We start from the raw sequence: 18,685 nt of genomic DNA, 5'->3' as shown, positions 1-18,685 counted from the left end.
AGAGGAGGAGTAAATCATGACAGTAAACTTAGACATTCAAACCTATTCCCACTTTATCAATGGAAAATGGGAACAAGCAAGCACCGGGGAAACCTTTGATGTGTTCAATCCTGCAACCGGAGAAATTGTTGCAAAAGTAGCAAAAGGAACCACACAGGATGTGGACCGTGCCGTCAAAGCAGCCCGGGCCGCTTTTGACCAGGGCGACTGGAAAGCAATGAATCCAAAGGACCGTGCCAAAGTACTATATGCCATTTCTTATAAAATCGCCGAGCATGCCCAAGAACTTGCTTACTTAGAAGCAATCAGTTCGGGCGGAACAGTACGACGGATTGGCAATAGCGATATTTTACAAATGGTTGACTTGTTTCAAACACTCGCCAACTTTACGCTAGAATATCCCTTCTCAGAAACGCTTCCAGTTCCGCCATTTCCGGGACCTGCTCATAACTTCATCTGGCGTGAACCAATCGGCGTATGTGCAGCGATTACTCCATGGAACCTCCCAATGGTTATTGCAACATGGAAAATTGCGCCTGCACTTGCGATGGGGAATACGGTGGTCATCAAGCCCGCCAGTTACACCCCGCTTTCTACATTAAAACTAGTAGAGATTATCTCGGAAGTAGTCCCGCCGGGTGTCATAAATGTTGTCACCGGACCAGGTGCAGAAGTAGGGGAAGCATTAGTCAACCATCCGCAGGTCGATAAGGTTGCCTTTACCGGCTCAACCGAAGTAGGCAGAAGAATCATGGGGCTGGCAGCCGGTACCATTAAAAATACTACCCTAGAGCTTGGCGGAAAATCGCCCAATATCCTTCTAGAAGATGCAGACTTAGATATTGCGTTGCCGGGCAGCCTTTTCGGCGTCTTCCTTCACTCCGGCCAGCTGTGTGAATCGGGTACACGTTTATTTGTACCGGATAAACTCTACGATAAAGTGGTGGCTGGTCTTGTTGCCCTTGCCAGCAAACTTAAACTAGGCAATCCTCTCAACCCAGCAACAGATGTCGGACCGGTGATTTCGAAAAAACAAAAGGAAACGATTCTTTCATATATTGAATCTGGTATTGACGAAGGAGCAACACTTGTCTGCGGCGGGAAATCAGTCACTGTTCCAGGCTGTGAGCAAGGTCATTTTATCGAGCCGACCATTTTTACCAATGTTACAAATGATATGAAAATTGCCCAAGAGGAAATTTTTGGACCAGTCCTTTGTGTGATTCGTTATTCAGATCTCGATGAAGCGATTCAAATGGCCAATGATACCATCTATGGTTTAGCTGCCGGGGTCTGGACGCGCGATGTCAATAAAGCCTATGATGTCGCAAGGAAACTTCAAGCAGGTGTTGTTTGGATTAACGACTGGCATATGCTCCGCAGTGATGCCCCGTTTGGCGGGTACAAGCAAAGCGGTATCGGCCGGGAGATGGGCAAGCATTCACTTGATGCCTATACACAAGTAAAGCATGTGCATACATCAATGTCGCCTGAATTGGATAGACGCAGCTGGTATGGAATTCTGTTTGGCCAAAACTAATGAAGAGGTGAAGAAGATTATGAAAACAACTCTATCACAGTTTATGTTACGTACTGGTATTTACAGCGGATCAAATTCACGGGCGATGGTGCCGAGTTTATTTGCCGGACTTGGAGCCAAGCGGGTTCTCCTCTTAAGCGACCGCGGTTTGGAAAAGGCAGGAATCGTCGAAAAAGTAGCCTCGATTTTTGAATTGACTGGACATGGGTCTGGTCCGCAGCTTGTCGGCACTTATTTGGACATTGCTCAGGATGCCGAAAGCCGCTGTATCAATGATGCGGTCCGTTATGCTAAGGAAGTAGGCGCAGATAGTTTACTAGCTGTGGGCGGCGGTAGTGTACTAGATACGGTCAAAGGGGTCAAATATGCGCTGCATAAAGGCTTATCGGATATAAAAGAGGCCATCCCAGGCGGTTTATTATATGAGCAATTTCCGAAAGCAAATTTTATTCCCATCCCGCATATCGCCATTCCGACAACCGCGGGTACTGGATCGGAAGTTTCGCCGATTGCGGTTATTTTTAATGAAGACATTCAAATGAAGACGAACATTATTAATCCGTTTATCAATGCGGATATGGCCATCTTGGATCCGGATTTAACCGTTGGTCTCCCGCCGCTGATTACGGCCTTTACCGGATTTGATGCTTTAACACATGCGATTGAAGCTCTCGCTTCACCAACGGCAACAGGTCTTACAGATGCCTATGCCCTGCACGCGATTCGTCTAATTGAAAAAAATCTTCCCGTGGCTGTAGACGACGGAGGCAATGTAGATGCCCGAATGGATTTGCTTCAGGCAAGTTTAATGGGGATTACCGCTTTCAGCTTTGCTCTTAATGCGATTCCTGTTCATAATATGGCCCATGCCTATGGTGCCTTGTTCCGGATCCCGCACGGACTGGCGAATGCCGTCTTTTTACCAGTCGTTATGGAACTTGCTCCGCAGCTATATTTACCAAAGGCTGCTGAACTGGCTCAGGCATTGGATGTCGATGTGAAGGATGATACACCAGAAAAAGCACTTGCCCAAGTGATTGAAAAAATCAGAATGTTACAGCAAAGCGTCGGACTGCCTGCCGACTTCAAGCAATATAATATAAGTGAAGAGGCATTAGCTGCCACAATTCCGGCGGTTATGAAGGATCCTGCAGCGCTCAGTTACCCAATGCCGCCAGAATTAATAGCAGCTATCGGACAGAGGGTTGTCCCTGTGACTGTAAAGTAAGGAATAATGAGAAACAAAGGCACTTAGGAAGAAAGCCTTTGTTTCTTTTTGTATTTTTTGCTTTGTATCCTCAAACATCTTGATATATAATTTCAAATAGGGTCATTTTAGTTTAGGATTGATCTACATAAAATTTTGATAGTCAGGAGTAGTAAAAATGGAAAAAGTACTTATTTTCGGTCATAAAAATCCCGACACCGATACCATTTGTTCCGCAATTGCATATGCAGATTTGAAAAAACAATTAGGCTATGATGTTGAACCAGTTCGTCTCGGTCAAATTAATGGCGAAACGCAATTTGCACTGACAACCTTCAACGCTGAAGTTCCACGTTTAGTGGAGGCCGTTGCTTCTGAAGTAAATTCAGTCATCTTGGTTGACCACAACGAGCGCCAGCAAAGTGCAAATGATATTGCAGATGTGCGTGTATTAGAGGTTATCGACCACCACCGTATCGCTAACTTTGAAACAAGCGATCCTTTATACTACCGCTGCGAGCCTGTTGGCTGTACGGCAACGATTTTAAACAAAATGTATAAAGAAAACGGTAAGGAAATTAAGAAAGAAATCGCTGGTCTTATGTTATCTGCGATCATTTCCGACTCTTTATTATTCAAATCACCAACTTGCACACCTGAAGATGTTGCAGCAGCAAAAGAATTGGCTGCCATTGCCGGTGTAGATGCTGAAACGTATGGTTTGGAAATGTTAAAAGCAGGTGCGGACGTTCGTGATAAAACGATTGCTGACCTTTTAAGCCTTGATGCTAAAGAATTCGAAATGGGTTCAAGCAAAGTTGAAATTGCACAAGTGAACGTTGTGGACACGGCTGATGTTCTAGAACGCCAAGCTGAATTAGAAGCGGCCATTTCCAGCATCGTGGCAGAAAAGAACTTAGATTTATTCTTGTTTGTTGTTACAGATATCTTAACAAATGATTCTGTTGGTTTAGCAATCGGAAGCAAAACAGCAGCCGTTGAAAAAGCCTACAATGTAACGCTAGAAAATAATACAGCAACCTTAAAGGGCGTTGTATCACGTAAAAAACAAATCGTTCCTGTATTAACAAATATCTTTAACGAAGGTATTTAATAGAGGGTAAAATCATCCGCTTGGACGGTTATAAAAGAAGGTTCACAGCCATTAAAGCTGTGAACCTTCTTTATATTAATCAACTTTTTCCTGATTTTCCTCTTTCTTATGATTCATGAGGAAGAACGTGAGCGGCTGTTCGGAGCCGGTCATTAATTTATACACATAAGAAGAGGTGAGCTTGTAGCCTTCGTCGATTTTACCTGCCAAATAATTGGTTCGCTCAAACAAGATAGAACGGACATGGTTTAGCTGGCGGGCTAATTTATCTAACAAAGCATCCTGATGGTCGAGCCGCTCTAATATCCCGCCGTGAACGTCTTCTTGTTTCGTTAATTTTTCTGCTGCCTGTTTTTGCATTTCTAGCTGTTCGTTCATTTGCTGGGTGAGCTGCTGTTGTGTTTCTTCATTCTTCTCTAATCGATCCGCAATATGGTCACAAGTTTTACTAATTTTACTAATTTGTTTCGTCAGGGATTCTCTTGCCTGTGTTTCCTTTTCAACCATACCCTCTAATTGGACATTCTTCTCATGCAGGGAATGTAAATTGGTTACCATCTCGTTTTCGAATTTATGCTGCCTTAGAGAACTGTGCTTTAAATCATTCAGCTGATAGTCTACCTGTTGCCAATGAGTATTTTGAGCATCTGTCTGCTGCTGGTAACGAAGCTGCAGTTCGGCTAATGCCTGATTCAAAGCGATATTGGCTTTTTGTTGCTCTTTCATGATTTCTGTGAGGAGATCCTGCCGTGAAACCACTTGATTTGATTCAGACAATTGCCTGCTATTTTTGTATAAATTCGGATGTGCTTGCTTATTGATGAATAGTCCCATACCTCTCTCCGCCTTTTATTATTTTTGCTTGGGATAGTTTATGCAAAAATATCAAATCAGGGGACAGGATTGGGCTAAAGCACAGTGTTGAAGGGAGGATAAACAAAAAACGCTTGGAATATCCAAGCGTTTGAACTCAAATTAACACCGTTGTATTCAAAACGAATTTTTCAACTACTTTTGCTACTCCATCTTTCATATTCGTGTCTGTTACATAATTGGCTTTTTCCTTAATATCTTGTGGGGCATTGCCCATAGCGACACCAAGTCCAGCGAACTCAATCATGGCTAAATCGTTGTAGCTGTCGCCGATGGCAATGACTTCTTCACGTGTAATGCCAAGTTGTCCGATTAACTGATGTAAGCTGGTACCTTTTGTGACACCTTTTTCGGTAAATTCCAAAAAGAATGGCTTCGAACGCATCACACTTAGTTCTTCAGCTAATTCTTGCTGAAGCTTTTTCTCTACTTCGACAAGTTTATCAGGATCGTCCACCATTAATACCTTCACAACCGGTTCATTGACAGACTCTACAAAACTGTCGACCTCAGCAACATCCAAGCCGGTAATTTCAGCTTCTATATTGGTATATTGATTTCCCGCCTCGGTAACAATTAAATCGCCCACATAGGTATGAATCCATACGTCCTCACGGCGGCTTAGTTCATATAATCGGTGTGCGATCTCAGGTGACAAGGTGCTGCTAAAAAGTTCTTCACCTGTTTGACAGTTCGTTATTTTTGCACCATTGAAGGAAAGAATGAAGCTGCCATAATCCTTCAGGTTTAGCTCATCGGCAATATCATACATGGCTTTTGTTGGACGGCCAGAAGCTAATACAACCTTAACCCCTAATTTTTGAGCATCCATTAACGCTTGTTTCGTACGAGGAGAAATGGTGTGGTCGTCTTGGAGTAATGTATCATCTAAATCTAGTACAATCATTTTATATGACATGTTGGATGTGTCCTTTCTATACTTTGATTCTTAACCAATCTTACTATAAATCCAGGAAAAATACTCATTACAAATGAATCCAATTAAGACTTTATTTAATAAACTATAGGAAATCCGAAACATAATGAAGGTGAAAAACAGTGTTTTTATTTAATATTTTTAAAAATAAGTGTGTCATTTGTAATCGAAAAGTCAGTCCATTAAGGAAATATATCAACGATAAGGGGGAAGAGGTAAAGGTTTGTATACCTTGCTCAGAATATGCCGAGAGAAGGGCATTTCGTAGGGTTAAGTAGGAAAGATTGATGTTTCTGCTGGCTTGGGCGGGTATAAAAAGGATAGAAAAATAAAAAGGTGGAGATCATGAGGTGACCCCGAAAAATTTAGAGTTTTATATTAAGCAGCTAATTGGCTGGTATAGGTACGGTATTGAACCGGACTCATACCTGCCAATTTTTTCTTTATGCGTTTGTTATTATAATAATCGATATATTCTTTAATTCTTTTTTCTAATTCCTCAAATCAGCACAGTGGTTCTCCGTAATACATTTCTTGTTTTAGTATCCCGAAAAAATTCTCCATGGGGGAATTATCTAAACAGTTTCCTTTTCGCGACATACTCTGGAACACCTTGTTTTCCTTGAGTGTTCTTACCCATTTATGATGTTGATAATGCCAGCCCTGATCTGAATGTATAGTGGTTCTGTACGCGGATGACGCTCTAATCTTCGTGAAGAGTGAAAGCAGCGAGTAGAGTGATGGAATCAATCGTGAGATTCATAGAAAATAAATTAGGGTTAATAGTCAATGTAGACAAGAGTAAAATCTCCCGTCCGAAAGATTTGAAGTTCTTAGGTTTTGGATATTATTACGATTCTAAGAATGAGAAATACCAAGTAAAACCCCATTTCACCTCAATACGAAAATTTCAAAGGAAGCTTCGTAAATTAACAAAGCGAAATTGGAGTGTTCCACTGGACTACCCAATTTTAAAACTAAAACAAGTCACACTTGGGTGGGTTAATTACTTTAGAATCTCGAATATGAAAAAAGCGATGACTGAGATAGATAAGAAGCTTCGCTCCAGAATTAGAGTTATCATCTGGAAGCAATGGAAGGTATCAAGGAAACGAATCAAATCTCTTGTTCAACTCGGAATACCAGAGGAAGATGCGAAAGGATTAACTTTCTGTCGGAAAGGTTACCGGTACATCGGACTATCGAAAGTTGTTCAAAGAGCAATCTCAAACAAAAGACTAAAGCAGAGGGGACTTCCCTCTGCTTTAGAACATTATCTAAAAGTACACACTGTAATATAAATTGAACCGCCGTATACGGAACCGTACGAACGGTAGTGGAAGAGGGGCGGAAATAATTAAATTATTTTCCCTCTCCTCGATCTGCAGGCTGCTTTTTATTTTTAATGATTCATTGGAAATGCCCTGTCACTTTCCTATAAAGAGAATATATTAGCTTGTAATCTATTTTGAAAGGAGATGTATTTATTGGGGGATAAAAAGAATAAATGCTCTGATCCGATTTATCGCTATCTCGATGACTTTGTAGGGAATGAGGTAACATTGACGCTTTATAACGGACAAGTTCTCTCCGGAGAATTGGCTGACTCAACTAATTGTTTAATAGTTCTAAGAGAAACAGAAGTCCTTTCACCTTTTATTGCTCAAAACCTTACAATCGTTAGATCTAAAGACGTCATGATTGCAACTGTTCAATCGGAATCGGAATCGTCATTGGAATCGTCATCGGAATCGTCATCGTCATCTAGCTAACACAAAAAGGAAGGCAGTAAATTCACTTCTTTTCACTCGATTACTGCCTTCCTAATAAAATATAAAAATTTTAAATGGGAGTAAGAAAGATATAAGCAGAAATAATGATTAAATAAATTTTACATGAGGATGCAATATGAATGAAAGTATTATTTGTTCTATCTGGATATTCAGGGCTATATCCTTATTTGGAAAAATCAATTCAACATACGTTTATTTCATTGGGACATAGCATTAAAACAATTAATCCAAAAATTAATGAAGAAACCATTGAATTAATTGAAAGCTTTGAACCCGATTTTGTCCTTGTCTTTGTAGGATATAAAATTCAAATGGAATTACTGCATAATTTGAAGAAAAAAGGACATATTCTTGGCATTTGGTTTACAGAAGATCCATTCTATATAGACAAGTCTATAAGCCTAGCTGAAGAATTTCACTATATCTTTACGATCGATTTAGGTGCTTATGAATATTACAAACAAATACTTCCAGCCAAAAATATAATTCATCTTCCCTTAGGCACAGACCCTTCTATATACTTTCCTCCTAAATCCAACAATCATTATTTTTATGATTTGTGTTTAGTCGGTTATCCATATCCTGAACGAGTCCAACTTGCGAATTATCTTTTAGAACAAACAAGGCATAAGTTAATTTTAGCTGGACCTTTTTGGAGAAGATTTATAAAAAGTGGACATTCAGAGAGAATGACTGTAATCAATAAATGGATTGAGCCCAGTTTAGTTAACCAAGTATATCATTCTTCTAAGATTATTTTGAATAGCCATCGATCTTTTAATTTTCACAAAAATATAAATACGCTTGGGATTGAAAATAAGAGTATCAACAACCGCACCTTTGATATAGCTGCTAGTGGCGGGTTTCAACTACTTTCAGCAAGACCTGATATAGGTGAACACTTCGACACGAAAAATGAAATAATAACCTATTCTACGGATGAGGATTGCAAAAATTTAATTCATAAATTTTTAAATAATGGCGAGGGGAAAAGGGCTGATTATAGTAATAAAGCAAAGGAGAGAGCCCTGAACTGTCATACCTTTTCTCATAGAATCCAACGAATGATTAACATAATTGAAGGGAGAGAAGATAAAATTTGACTATTCTGAAAGACAAAACGATTCTCGTAACAGGTGGTACTGGATCATTTGGGAAGAAATTTGTCAGTAGAGCTCTAGAAACAGATGTGAAAAAAGTGATTGTTTTTAGCAGGGATGAATTAAAACAATATGAAATGGCACAGGAGTATACCGATCCGAGAATGCGCTTCTTTATTGGAGATGTTCGTGACAAAGAGAGACTATTGCGTGCGTTTGAAGGTGTTGATATCGTTGTCCATGCCGCTGCATTAAAACATGTTGGGGTTTGCGAATACAATCCCTTTGAAGCAATCAAGACGAATATTTTAGGCGCTCAGAATATTATCGATGCGGCTATTGATCGAGGCGTGGAAAAAGTAATTGCGTTAAGTACCGATAAAGCTGCCAACCCAGTAAACCTTTATGGGGCAACAAAATTAGCATCTGATAAATTATTTGTTGCAGCAAATTCTTATTGTGGCTCTAAGAAGACTCGTTTTGCGGTAGTGAGGTATGGGAATGTTGTAGGAAGTCGCGGCAGTGTGGTTCCATTTTTTAAAAGGGTAAAAGAAACAGGGGTCATCCCCATTACGGATGAAAGAATGACCCGTTTTTGGATAACCTTGGATCAGGGGGTACAGTTTGTCATTGATAACCTGGGAAGGATGAGGGGAGGAGAAATTTTCGTGCCCAAAATCCCAAGCATGAAAGTAACGGATTTAGCCACTGCTCTTGCACCCGATTGTAAAGTTGAAATCATAGGGATTCGCCCGGGAGAGAAACTGCATGAGACCATGATCACGGAAGATGATGCACGCCGTACATTAGACTATGGTAGCTACTATGTTATCCAACCGGAATTCTCTTGGTGGGATACAAAAGACATAAAAGATGGAGCCCTCTTACCAAATGGGTTCAGTTATGTAAGTAATACGAATAGTGAGTGGCTTACAGTGAATGAACTGCGTCGCTTAGTAAACGAATATTAGACGGAAGGAGGACTATGGGTGGAACATAAACCTATTCGGGATACTTTTCTCCCCTACGGACGCCAGTGGATTGATGACGATGATATTGAGGCGGTCACAATGGTTTTAAAAGGAGATTATCTAACAACAGGCCCCTTCATTTCTCAATTTGAACAAGCTATAGCCGATTATGCAGGAGCAAAATATGCCGTGAGTTTTGCCAATGGTACGGCTGCGTTGCATGGTGCTTGCTTTGCAGCCGGGATCGTTGATGGAGATGAAGTGATAACCAGCCCTCTTACGTTTGCGGCAAGTGCAAACTGTGTCTTATATCAAGGTGGTAAGCCCGTATTTGCAGATGTTGACGAAGAAACCTATAACATAGATCCTAAAGAAATTGAAAAAAAGATTACGAATAAAACGAAAGCGATCATCCCTGTTGATTTTACAGGTCAACCAGCTAGCTGGGACGAAATCACTGCAATTGCCAGAAAATATGATCTTGTGGTAATTGAGGATGCCGCCCATGCACTTGGTGCCAGCTATAAGGGCAATAAGGTGGGATCGTTTAGCGACATGACCATGTTCAGCTTTCATCCAGTCAAGCATATTACATCTGGTGAGGGAGGAATGGTTACCACCAATAACAGAGATTACTATGAACAGCTCTTGCAATTTCGTTCACATGGTATTACAAGAGAACCTAGTAAACTAACGGAGAAACAAGGACCCTGGTATTACGAAATGCAGTTCCTGGGTTTTAACTACCGTTTAACAGATATTCAAGCAGCACTGGGTCTTAGTCAATTGAACAAAATAAATTGTTTTTTAGAGCTAAGAAGGAAATACAGTTCTATGTATAATGAAGCTTTCAAGTATAACTCTTTAGTTAAAATTCCTTATCAAGATCCTAATAGCAGTTCAAGTTGGCATTTATACATTCTACGACTAAAATTGGATCAATTAACGGGAACGAGGGAAGATATTTTTAATGCTTTACTCAAAGAAAATATCGGAGTAAACGTACATTACATTCCTGTTTATTTATTGCCCTATTATCGAGGGCTGGGATACACACCAGGACTGTGTCCAAAGGCTGAAAAGCTGTATGAAGAATTTATTACGCTGCCACTTTTCCCTGCAATGAAGGAAAAGGATGTAAGAGACGTTATTGATGCGGTAGAGAAAGTGCTTAACCAATACAGAAAATTTAAGGAGGTGATTCTTTGAAAGTGGTATGCATTATTCAAGCAAGAATGGGATCTAAGAGACTACCTGGAAAGGTCATGAAAGAAGTCTTAGGTAAACCATTGCTTGAATATCAAATTGATAGAGTAAGAAGGTCAAGGTTTATTCAGGAACTGGTGATAGCCACTTCGAATAATGATTTAGAACAGCCTATTATCGATTTATGTAATAGGCTTTCTGTTGCCTTTTTCCGTGGTTCCGAACAAGACGTTTTGTCTAGATACTGGGGAGCTGCGAAGAAGTATGAAGCAACAGTTGTGGTCCGTCTAACATCAGATTGTCCATTAATGGATCCTGCCATAATCGATGCAATCATTGCCGCATTCTTATCAAAGAGGAACCAATATGATTACGTTTCGAATACGATAGAAAGAACCTTTCCACGGGGTTTTGACGTAGAGGTGTTTTCAATGAAGGCCTTAAATGAGGCCCATGAGAAAGCAATAAGTCCAAGCGATCGTGAACATGTGACACCGTATTTTTACCTTCATCCAGAAAAATTTAACCTAGGCAATGTGAAGAATACAATTGATTTAAGTCATTATCGGTTGACTGTTGATACAGAGGAAGACTTTCAATTAATTAAAAATGTGATCCATTATCTACATGATAAGCAGGTTGAATCAGCCAAACTTGAAGAGATATCTAGTTTATTACAGGAAAAACCGGAGTGGGCGTTAATAAATGCCCATGTCGAACAAAAGAAATTAGATGATGTGATATGAATGTAGTGTTTCGTGTAGATGCTTCTAACGAAATAGGATCAGGACATGTAATGAGATGCTTAACACTTGCAGAAAAATTACGCGAACATGGTGTCACTGCAACGTTTATCTGCAGGGAACATGTCGGGCATTTATGCAATTTAATCGAAGAGAAGGGGTTCAATGTATTAAAACTACCTGCTCCTTTACGTAATGGTCAAATACAATCATCGTCTCCACATTCCCATTGGCTTGGTGCTCCATTAGAAGAGGATGCCATTCAGACCAAACAATTACTACAAAGATACTCGGTGGATTTACTGATTATTGATCATTATGCTATTCACTATGAATGGGAACACATTCAAAGGGATATCGTCCGTCGAATAATGGTTATCGATGATTTAGCAGACCGGAAACACGATTGCGACCTTTTATGTGACCCAACTGTTCTGGATAATCCTAATAAATATAATTTACTCGTACCCGCACATTGCACCACATTCCTTGGTCCTAACTATGTGTTGTTGAGACCTGAATTTTACGAGCAAGGAGTCCACTCGAGGCTCCGAACAGGTCCTGTTAAAAGAATATTTATTTTTTTTGGCGGTGTGGACCCTACCAATGAAACGGGAAAAGCACTTGCTGCCTTTTTAGAATTAGGACGGGAAGAGATCCAGGTCGATGTAGTTGTTGGTCGATCAAACACACATAAAATCAAGTTGAAAGAACTTTGCAATCAGTATCCTAATCTGAACTTTCATGTGCAAATAAATAATATGGCCAGAATCATGCATCTTGCAGATCTATCGATTGGTGCTGGAGGTTCGGCCACATGGGAACGATGTTATCTTGGTTTACCAACCATTGTATGGAGCATTGCGGAAAATCAGAAAGAAATTTGTAAGGAGCTTGGAAGAAAAAACGTCATAAAATACTTAGGGGATTGCGATTTAGTTAAACAAGAAAATGTAATAAAGAAGCTCAACGAGATGATTGAAAATGAACAAGAACGTACAAATATGTCCAGTGCGGGTTTTTTATTGATGAAAGGTAATTTGGATCATCACAAACAAATGATAAAGAACATTCTGAATTTAGGTGAATAGTATGGACTATGAATTAAGGTCATTAACCGAGGAAGACAAGGATTTAATTTTTAAATGGAGAAATTTGGAGTTTATTCGTTCTAATATGTTTAATGATAAAATAATCCCTTATGAAGATCACTGTCAATGGTTCGCTAATACCCTTACGAATCATGCCGAGCACTACCGCGTATTTGTGAAACATACACAACCATTGGGTCTTGTTTCATTTAAAAAGAGTGATTTGCAACATCTAGCTTATTTCTGGGGATTTTATATCGGCGAACTGGATGCACCTAAGGGCGTTGGTTCAATCATGGGAAGTTTTGCGTTAGATTATGCCTTTGAAAGTTTAAATGCGAAAAGAATTATCGGGGAAGTACTATCTACTAATAAAAAAAGTGAGGCGTTTCATCGAAAACTAGGCTTTAAACAAGATTTACGTTATAAAAACCGTATTTACCGGAATGGTCAGTTTATTACAATCAATAGGTTCGTCTTAGATAAAGAAAACTGGGAGTTTCATAGATCATAATTTAAATTTAATTCACTTGAAAGGGTGTAATTAATGATGGAAATGAATCTGGGAGGAAGAATGGTTGGACCGAATCATCCTCCTTTTATTATTGCAGAAATGTCTGGAAATCATAATCAATCCTTGGAACGTGCTTTACAAATCGTCGAGGCCGCAGCGGAAGCTGGTGCACATGCCTTGAAAATACAAACCTATACGGCTGATACAATGACCATTAATCTAGATACGAAAGATTTTCAAATCAATGACCAATCAAGTTTATGGAAAGGAAATAACCTTTATAAACTCTATCAACAGGCATATACTCCATGGGAGTGGCATAAACCCATATTCAACAAAGCTTTGGAACTAGGAATGATCCCATTTAGCACTCCATTTGATCATACAGCCGTAGATTTTTTAGAGGAATTAAACGTACCAATGTATAAAATTGCTTCATTTGAAAACAATGATCTCCCCTTAATTAAAAAGGTTGCAGCCACTGGGAAACCTCTAATTATCTCAACTGGAATGGCCACGATCGAGGAATTAGAAGAAACTGTCCAAACCGCCAGGGCATTCGGTTGTAAAGATTTAATTCTCTTAAAATGTACGAGTACCTATCCTGCTTCACCCGAAAATACCAATATCACTACAATTCCCGATATGAGGGACCGTTTTGGATGTCAAGTAGGTTTGTCCGACCATACGATGGGGATTGGTGTTGCTGTGGGCAGCATTGCTTTAGGTGCAACCATAATTGAAAAACATTTTACCATCTCTAGAGCTGAAAAAGGAGTAGATTCCGCCTTTTCGATGGAACCTGATGAAATGAAATCATTGGTTATCGAAGCAGAACGTGTCTGGCGATCATTAGGGCATGTAAGCTACGGACCGACTTTGGAAGAAAAAAAATCGTTGAAATTCCGAAGGTCAATCTATGTGGTAAAAGACATAAAACCCGGGGACATTCTTACGAAAGACAATCTTAGAGTTATTCGTCCCGGGTTTGGTTTGGCCCCAAAATACTTCGACCAGTTAATCGGAAAAACGGCAGCAAAAGAAATAAAGGCTGGAACTCCAACCGATTTTTCCCTATTAGAAGAATAAAATACAAATAAAATAAGGACCTGCCATTTGGTACAGGTCCTTTATTTTATGAAAAAATATAAGTAATCAATATTACCAATTCCCTTTGGTCTATTTCTCGTTTATTTTACTTATTAATCTACTTGCCGAAAATCCATCAATATAAAGTCCTTTTATATATTGATTCCTTATTTCTAGATAAGCTTCCTTGTGCTGTGGTGAAGTATAGTAATTATTGATGACACTGTATAATTGATCGGGATCTTTTTGTATATGTTCACCTAAACTATCAAAATAGTCATATGGCCGATTACTGTTTAAAAAGTCGTAGACGAAAACTGGCTTGTTAAATAAAATACTTTCAAGTACAACAGTAGATAAAGTAGAAATAATACCATCAACATGAGGAAGTAGTTCATATAAGCAGTTCTCTTTTGATGTTAGTACTTTTACTGATTGGTACTTTTTTTCAAAAGTTTGATATAGCTCATACTTACCCTTGGCAATTTCCCAAGGATGGGGCTTAATAATGAATTGAAATTGAGGATTACCGATTAGATTCGTCAATAACTTTGTAAATTTAGCATCATCTATACTAGGACCTGTTATGACTAATAACGGAGTTTTGGTAGAATCGAGGTTGAATTTTCTTAAAAATTCTTGATGATTAATCGGTGTTTTGTGAAAAATTTCATCATATTTAGGATGGCCAATCTCCGCTATCCGCTCTATTGTGACTCCTCTTTGTATATACCAATTTTTCTCGTATTCACCATATACGGCAACAGAACGTGTAAAAACAGGCATAAATGCCTCTTCTCCCATTAAAATCCCGTGCTGAAGACATATACTTTTTATGCCATGCATGGAACCAACAATAGCGAGCGATCTGCTTACCATATCTTCTGTTGTTCCAACAATAATCGCGGATATGGTGAGTTTCTCAAATAGATTAAAAGCAGCATTAAGTGTTTTAATAATTGAAGGAATCCGTTTAAGAAAAGTCTGTTGAAAAAAATCATTATTAAAGGCGGGATGATGCTCTAATTTTCCAAATAACGATTTTGCTTTTTTCACGAGATCATTAGAAATCTCCTCTGTTGATTCTTCATATTTATCCAGTCTCTCAGTTGGAATCCCGTGAAGATGTGTTTTTTTAGAACGGGAAAGAATGAGGGTTTTTCCTTGATCAAACCATTGTTGATAACTACGATCTGGAATCCGGGTATAATCATAATTTATCAGAATCCTCCCGTCGGTCTTTATGGTTTTCGAAGGAAGTATACTATCGGGTATCCATTTATCAAAATAGGGCTGCAGCATCTCTTTTTTCAAATCAGGGTATCTTCCACTGATAGGAAAATCGTCTTTTTCCATTTTCGTTTTCAGTTCTTGGTCAATTTGCTGATAAAAATTTGTTAGTAAGGGAATAGGAATCCCTTTATAGGTAAAGTTTTTGAAATGTTCAACAAACTCGCGATAGATACCCCAGTAATTTTTTAAGTAAGTATTCATCCAATTTGCCCCCGTTTTAATGCCCTTAGGGAATCTCTTAATTCCTTACATGTTCTTTGCGGTGGTAATTTCTTAGCAAATTCATTGGGATTTGAGTTAAAGATCTGAGCATGAATAGACTTAGGTGTAATAGAGTTATAATCTAGTATATCTGGTATTGGATAGAACGGCCAAAAATGATTGAGTCTCCAGAAAAATCGGGCATCCCCAAGTCGATAAAATTGGGGGTCTTCGTCCCAATTGGAGCCAAATGTTTCGGTTATAATAGGCAGCAAGTTTCTTCTGTGCATAATTGAACAATGATCGGTAACACAAGGGGCCAACCATTGAACTACTTTTGCAGGTCTTACAATCGATTTTGTGATTTCCCCATTCTCATTTAAATAATTGGTTTGTGACGCTGAGTATACAACCATAACATTTGGGTGATTTTCTAGATAATCCACCATTTTCTGTAATTTATTCTTATGAAAAACATTATCATCCGTTGCATATGCAATATAGTCTCCTGTGGCAAATTCTAATGACTGATTAATTAAAACGGCATACCTTGTTTTGGCCACTCTTTCATCAACAGTTTGAATCTCACTCTTGAAAAATTTTACTCTCTCATCCGTTAAAAATGGTTCAATAGAGTTTAATGTTTTTTCATTTGAATTATCATCCATGATAAATAATTCAAAGTCTTTAAGAGTTTGGCTTAAGATGGATTGAATGGTTTTCCCGACATACTCATGTTTATTATAGCTGGTGAGAATAATCGATACTTTCGGCATTTATCTACCTCTTTTCTTATTTAAAAATAACCTTACTTACATTCTTTATACTTTATGAGATTAAAGGGAATTTTGGTACCACTTCAATCAGTTTAATTAAAAATAGGTCATAATCGAATGTTTAATTTCAGGAGAAATTCTATCTTTATCAAAGTAGTACCCTTTTTATTTCATGTACATAGAATATTTAAGAGTCGTACTTATTTTGGTTATGAGCAAAAGGAGGCAATACATGAAAGGAATTATTTTAGCAGGAGGAAGTGGGACAAGGTTATACCCCTTAACAAGATCGATATCAAAACAATTATTACCCATTTATGATAAACCAATGATTTATTATCCACTCTCAACACTTATGCTTGCCGGAATAAAGGAAATTCTTATCATATCAACTGCGCAGGATATTCCACGTTTCAATGAATTGCTTGGCGATGGATCGAACTTTGGCATTTCAATAAAATATGAGGTTCAAGCATCCCCAGACGGAATTGCACAAGCTTTATTAATCGGGGAAAAGTTTATAGAGAATGATAATGTCTGCTTAATCTTAGGTGATAATATTTTTTATGGATTTGAGTTCGAATGTTTGTTGAACGAGGCTGTAAAGAAAAAAAGTGGCGCTACAATATTTGGATATTTTGTTTCCGATCCAGGAAGATTTGGAGTCATTGACTTTTCAGCCGATGGATTGGTTACCTCCATCGAGGAAAAGCCACTTCAACCAAAAACAAATTATGCCGTTACAGGACTTTATTTTTATGATAACCGCGTGGTCGATATCGTAAAAAGGATGCAGCCATCTGCAAGAGGTGAACTAGAGATAACGGATGTTAATAAGGCCTATTTAGAATTAGGGGAGTTATCAGTAAAATTAATTGGTCCGAGGAACGCTTGGATCGACACGGGCACACATCAATCATTATTTAATGCCTCACAATTTATAAAGACCATTGAGGAAACTCAAAACATTAAGATTGGCTGCCTTGAAGAAATATCCTTTCAGAAAGGTTATATCTCAAGAGAAAAACTTTATGATTTAGCAAAAACTTTACTGAAAAATGAGTACGGCAAGTACTTAATGAAGGTTGCAGGAACAAAAAAATAGAGGGGGCCAATGAATTTTAAAGATTTAATGTGCTTTAAGGTGAATTGATCCTCGAACTTACTATCATATTAACCAAAGATACAAACATAGGAGTAACAATAATAAATTCCTCAAACAAATGATTTATTGGAAGTAACTTTATTCATTATTTTTAGAAAAATATCCCGATTCTTTTATTGTTAATTATGATAAACTAACTTACGCAGGTAATCTAGATAACTCCGCCTGTAACAAGTACTTTCATCTAACCTTAACTCCTTCTTGAAATAGATTCAGACCTATATGGAATAATGGGTTTCTTGGACAAAATTATGTTCACTCCTACTTGATTATGTTTTAAAAACACTAGAGGTGGACTTAATTGTTAATTTTGCTGCTGAATCTCATGTAGACCGAAGTATTGCTAATTGTTATGAGTTCGTCAAAACAAATATTGTTGGAACGCAAAGTCTTTAAATGTAGCTAAAAATCATAATATTCGTTTTATTCAAACTTCGACTGACGAAGTTTATGGTTCATTAGGAACAACTGGTTTTTTTTCAGAAGAGACTCCTCTATCCCCAAATAGTCCCTATTCGAGCAGCAAAGCGAGTGCTGATTTCTTAGTGAAATCCTATCATCAAACTTATGGATTAAATGTTAACATCACAAGATGTTCGAATAATTATGGACCATTTCAATTCCCCGAAAAGCTCATACCACTCATGATTATTAACGCATTGAATAATAAGAACTTACCTATTTATGGTGATGGAAAAAATATTCGAGATTGGCTTCACGTACGAGACCATTGTTCTGCAATCGATTTAGTTATTCAAAAAGGACAACCTGGGGAAGTCTACAATATTGGCGGCCATAATGAAAGGAATAATTTAGAAATTGTTGAAACTATTGTTAATACTTTAGGAGTTTCTAAAAAACTTATAACCTTTGTACCTGATCGGTTAGGTCATGATTATAGATATGCGATTGACTCAAGTAAAATTCAGAATGAATTAGGCTGGAAACCATCTTATTCAATTAATGAGGATTTAGCTGAAACTATTTTATGGTATCAATCAAACCAGGAATGGTGGAAGAGATTAATATCAAATTGATGGTTGAAAGTGGAAAGGTAATATTCTATTGAGAG

16 protein-coding genes and 2 pseudogenes are annotated in these 18,685 nt (G+C 38.3%); 13 read left to right on the top strand and 5 right to left on the bottom strand.

Going from position 1 to position 18,685, the window contains the following annotated elements:
- The first annotated feature begins 16 nt into the window (after nt 1–16).
- The 3 genes from ACZ9EE_RS04200 to ACZ9EE_RS04190 all read left to right on the top strand — a co-directional run bounded on the left by ACZ9EE_RS04200 (nt 17) and on the right by ACZ9EE_RS04190 (nt 3,861).
- Entirely contained in the window at nt 17–1,540 is a 1,524-nt protein-coding gene (locus ACZ9EE_RS04200; RefSeq protein WP_476025423.1) for an aldehyde dehydrogenase family protein, read from the top strand.
- Nucleotides 1,541–1,559: 19 nt separating this feature from the next.
- Entirely contained in the window at nt 1,560–2,768 is a 1,209-nt protein-coding gene (locus ACZ9EE_RS04195; protein ID WP_476025422.1) for an iron-containing alcohol dehydrogenase, read from the top strand.
- Between the two features lie 157 nt (nt 2,769–2,925).
- Nucleotides 2,926–3,861 carry a manganese-dependent inorganic pyrophosphatase gene (locus ACZ9EE_RS04190; RefSeq protein WP_476025421.1) on the top strand — a complete coding sequence of 312 codons (936 nt, stop codon included), beginning with the start codon at nt 2,926–2,928 and terminating at the stop codon, nt 3,859–3,861.
- A 75-nt stretch (nt 3,862–3,936) separates the two neighbouring features.
- On the opposite strand, the gene ACZ9EE_RS04185 is transcribed toward ACZ9EE_RS04190, so the two are convergent.
- The 3 genes and pseudogenes from ACZ9EE_RS04185 to ACZ9EE_RS04175 all read right to left on the bottom strand — a co-directional run.
- The gene (locus ACZ9EE_RS04185) at nt 3,937–4,695 is read right to left on the bottom strand and encodes a hypothetical protein (RefSeq protein ID WP_476025420.1); all 759 of its coding nucleotides are present in this window, start codon (nt 4,693–4,695) and stop codon (nt 3,937–3,939) included.
- A 136-nt stretch (nt 4,696–4,831) separates the two neighbouring features.
- A complete protein-coding gene (locus tag ACZ9EE_RS04180) occupies nt 4,832–5,653 on the bottom strand; it encodes a Cof-type HAD-IIB family hydrolase (RefSeq protein ID WP_476025419.1) in 822 nt (273 codons plus the stop codon).
- 396 nt (nt 5,654–6,049) lie between these two features.
- A pseudogene (locus tag ACZ9EE_RS04175) lies at nt 6,050–6,361 on the bottom strand (transposase); the annotation flags it as partial.
- Between the two features lie 50 nt (nt 6,362–6,411).
- Here ACZ9EE_RS04175 and ACZ9EE_RS04170 point away from each other — a divergent pair.
- The 8 genes from ACZ9EE_RS04170 (at nt 6,412) to pseI (ending at nt 14,178) form a co-directional block, all read left to right on the top strand.
- Nucleotides 6,412–6,972 (top strand): group II intron maturase-specific domain-containing protein, encoded by a 561-nt coding sequence (locus ACZ9EE_RS04170; RefSeq protein WP_476025418.1) that lies wholly within the window; start codon nt 6,412–6,414, stop codon nt 6,970–6,972.
- A 611-nt stretch (nt 6,973–7,583) separates the two neighbouring features.
- Nucleotides 7,584–8,567 carry a CgeB family protein gene (locus tag ACZ9EE_RS04165; protein WP_476025417.1) on the top strand — a complete coding sequence of 328 codons (984 nt, stop codon included), beginning with the start codon at nt 7,584–7,586 and terminating at the stop codon, nt 8,565–8,567.
- A gap of 2 nt (nt 8,568–8,569) precedes the next feature.
- Nucleotides 8,570–9,535, top strand: a complete 966-nt coding sequence (gene pseB / locus ACZ9EE_RS04160; RefSeq protein WP_476032849.1) for a UDP-N-acetylglucosamine 4,6-dehydratase (inverting) — start codon at nt 8,570–8,572, stop codon at nt 9,533–9,535.
- Between the two features lie 18 nt (nt 9,536–9,553).
- Nucleotides 9,554–10,744: a UDP-4-amino-4,6-dideoxy-N-acetyl-beta-L-altrosamine transaminase gene (gene pseC / locus ACZ9EE_RS04155; protein WP_476025416.1), complete on the top strand. Its 1,191-nt coding sequence runs from the start codon at nt 9,554–9,556 to the stop codon at nt 10,742–10,744.
- Nucleotides 10,741–11,487: a cytidylyltransferase domain-containing protein gene (locus tag ACZ9EE_RS04150; protein ID WP_476025415.1), complete on the top strand. Its 747-nt coding sequence runs from the start codon at nt 10,741–10,743 to the stop codon at nt 11,485–11,487. The genes pseC and ACZ9EE_RS04150 overlap by 4 nt, the downstream gene beginning before the upstream one ends.
- Entirely contained in the window at nt 11,484–12,575 is a 1,092-nt protein-coding gene (gene pseG, locus ACZ9EE_RS04145; protein ID WP_476025414.1) for a UDP-2,4-diacetamido-2,4,6-trideoxy-beta-L-altropyranose hydrolase, read from the top strand. Before ACZ9EE_RS04150 ends, pseG begins: the two co-directional genes overlap by 4 nt.
- Nucleotide 12,576: 1 nt before the next feature.
- A complete protein-coding gene (gene pseH, locus ACZ9EE_RS04140; RefSeq protein ID WP_476025413.1) occupies nt 12,577–13,089 on the top strand; it encodes a UDP-4-amino-4,6-dideoxy-N-acetyl-beta-L-altrosamine N-acetyltransferase in 513 nt (170 codons plus the stop codon).
- A 33-nt stretch (nt 13,090–13,122) separates the two neighbouring features.
- Complete coding sequence (gene pseI, locus ACZ9EE_RS04135; protein ID WP_476025412.1) at nt 13,123–14,178, top strand: pseudaminic acid synthase; 1,056 nt, start codon at nt 13,123–13,125, stop codon at nt 14,176–14,178.
- A 90-nt stretch (nt 14,179–14,268) separates the two neighbouring features.
- On the opposite strand, the gene ACZ9EE_RS04130 is transcribed toward pseI, so the two are convergent.
- Nucleotides 14,269–15,672, bottom strand: a complete 1,404-nt coding sequence (locus ACZ9EE_RS04130; protein WP_476025411.1) for a CDP-glycerol glycerophosphotransferase family protein — start codon at nt 15,670–15,672, stop codon at nt 14,269–14,271.
- Nucleotides 15,669–16,448: a glycosyltransferase family 2 protein gene (locus tag ACZ9EE_RS04125; RefSeq protein WP_476025410.1), complete on the bottom strand. Its 780-nt coding sequence runs from the start codon at nt 16,446–16,448 to the stop codon at nt 15,669–15,671. The genes ACZ9EE_RS04130 and ACZ9EE_RS04125 overlap by 4 nt, the downstream gene beginning before the upstream one ends.
- A 232-nt stretch (nt 16,449–16,680) precedes the next feature.
- Here ACZ9EE_RS04125 and rfbA point away from each other — a divergent pair, with 232 nt between their 5' ends.
- Complete coding sequence (gene rfbA, locus ACZ9EE_RS04120; protein WP_476025409.1) at nt 16,681–17,553, top strand: glucose-1-phosphate thymidylyltransferase RfbA; 873 nt, start codon at nt 16,681–16,683, stop codon at nt 17,551–17,553.
- 125 nt (nt 17,554–17,678) lie between these two features.
- A pseudogene (gene rfbB / locus ACZ9EE_RS04115) lies at nt 17,679–18,650 on the top strand (dTDP-glucose 4,6-dehydratase).
- The last annotated feature ends 35 nt before the right edge of the window (nt 18,651–18,685 follow it).

The organism is Bacillus sp. URHA0034 (genome assembly GCF_056280405.1).
The sequence above is the reverse complement of the archived record's forward strand: the minus strand, read 5'-3'. Positions and strand labels throughout refer to the sequence as shown.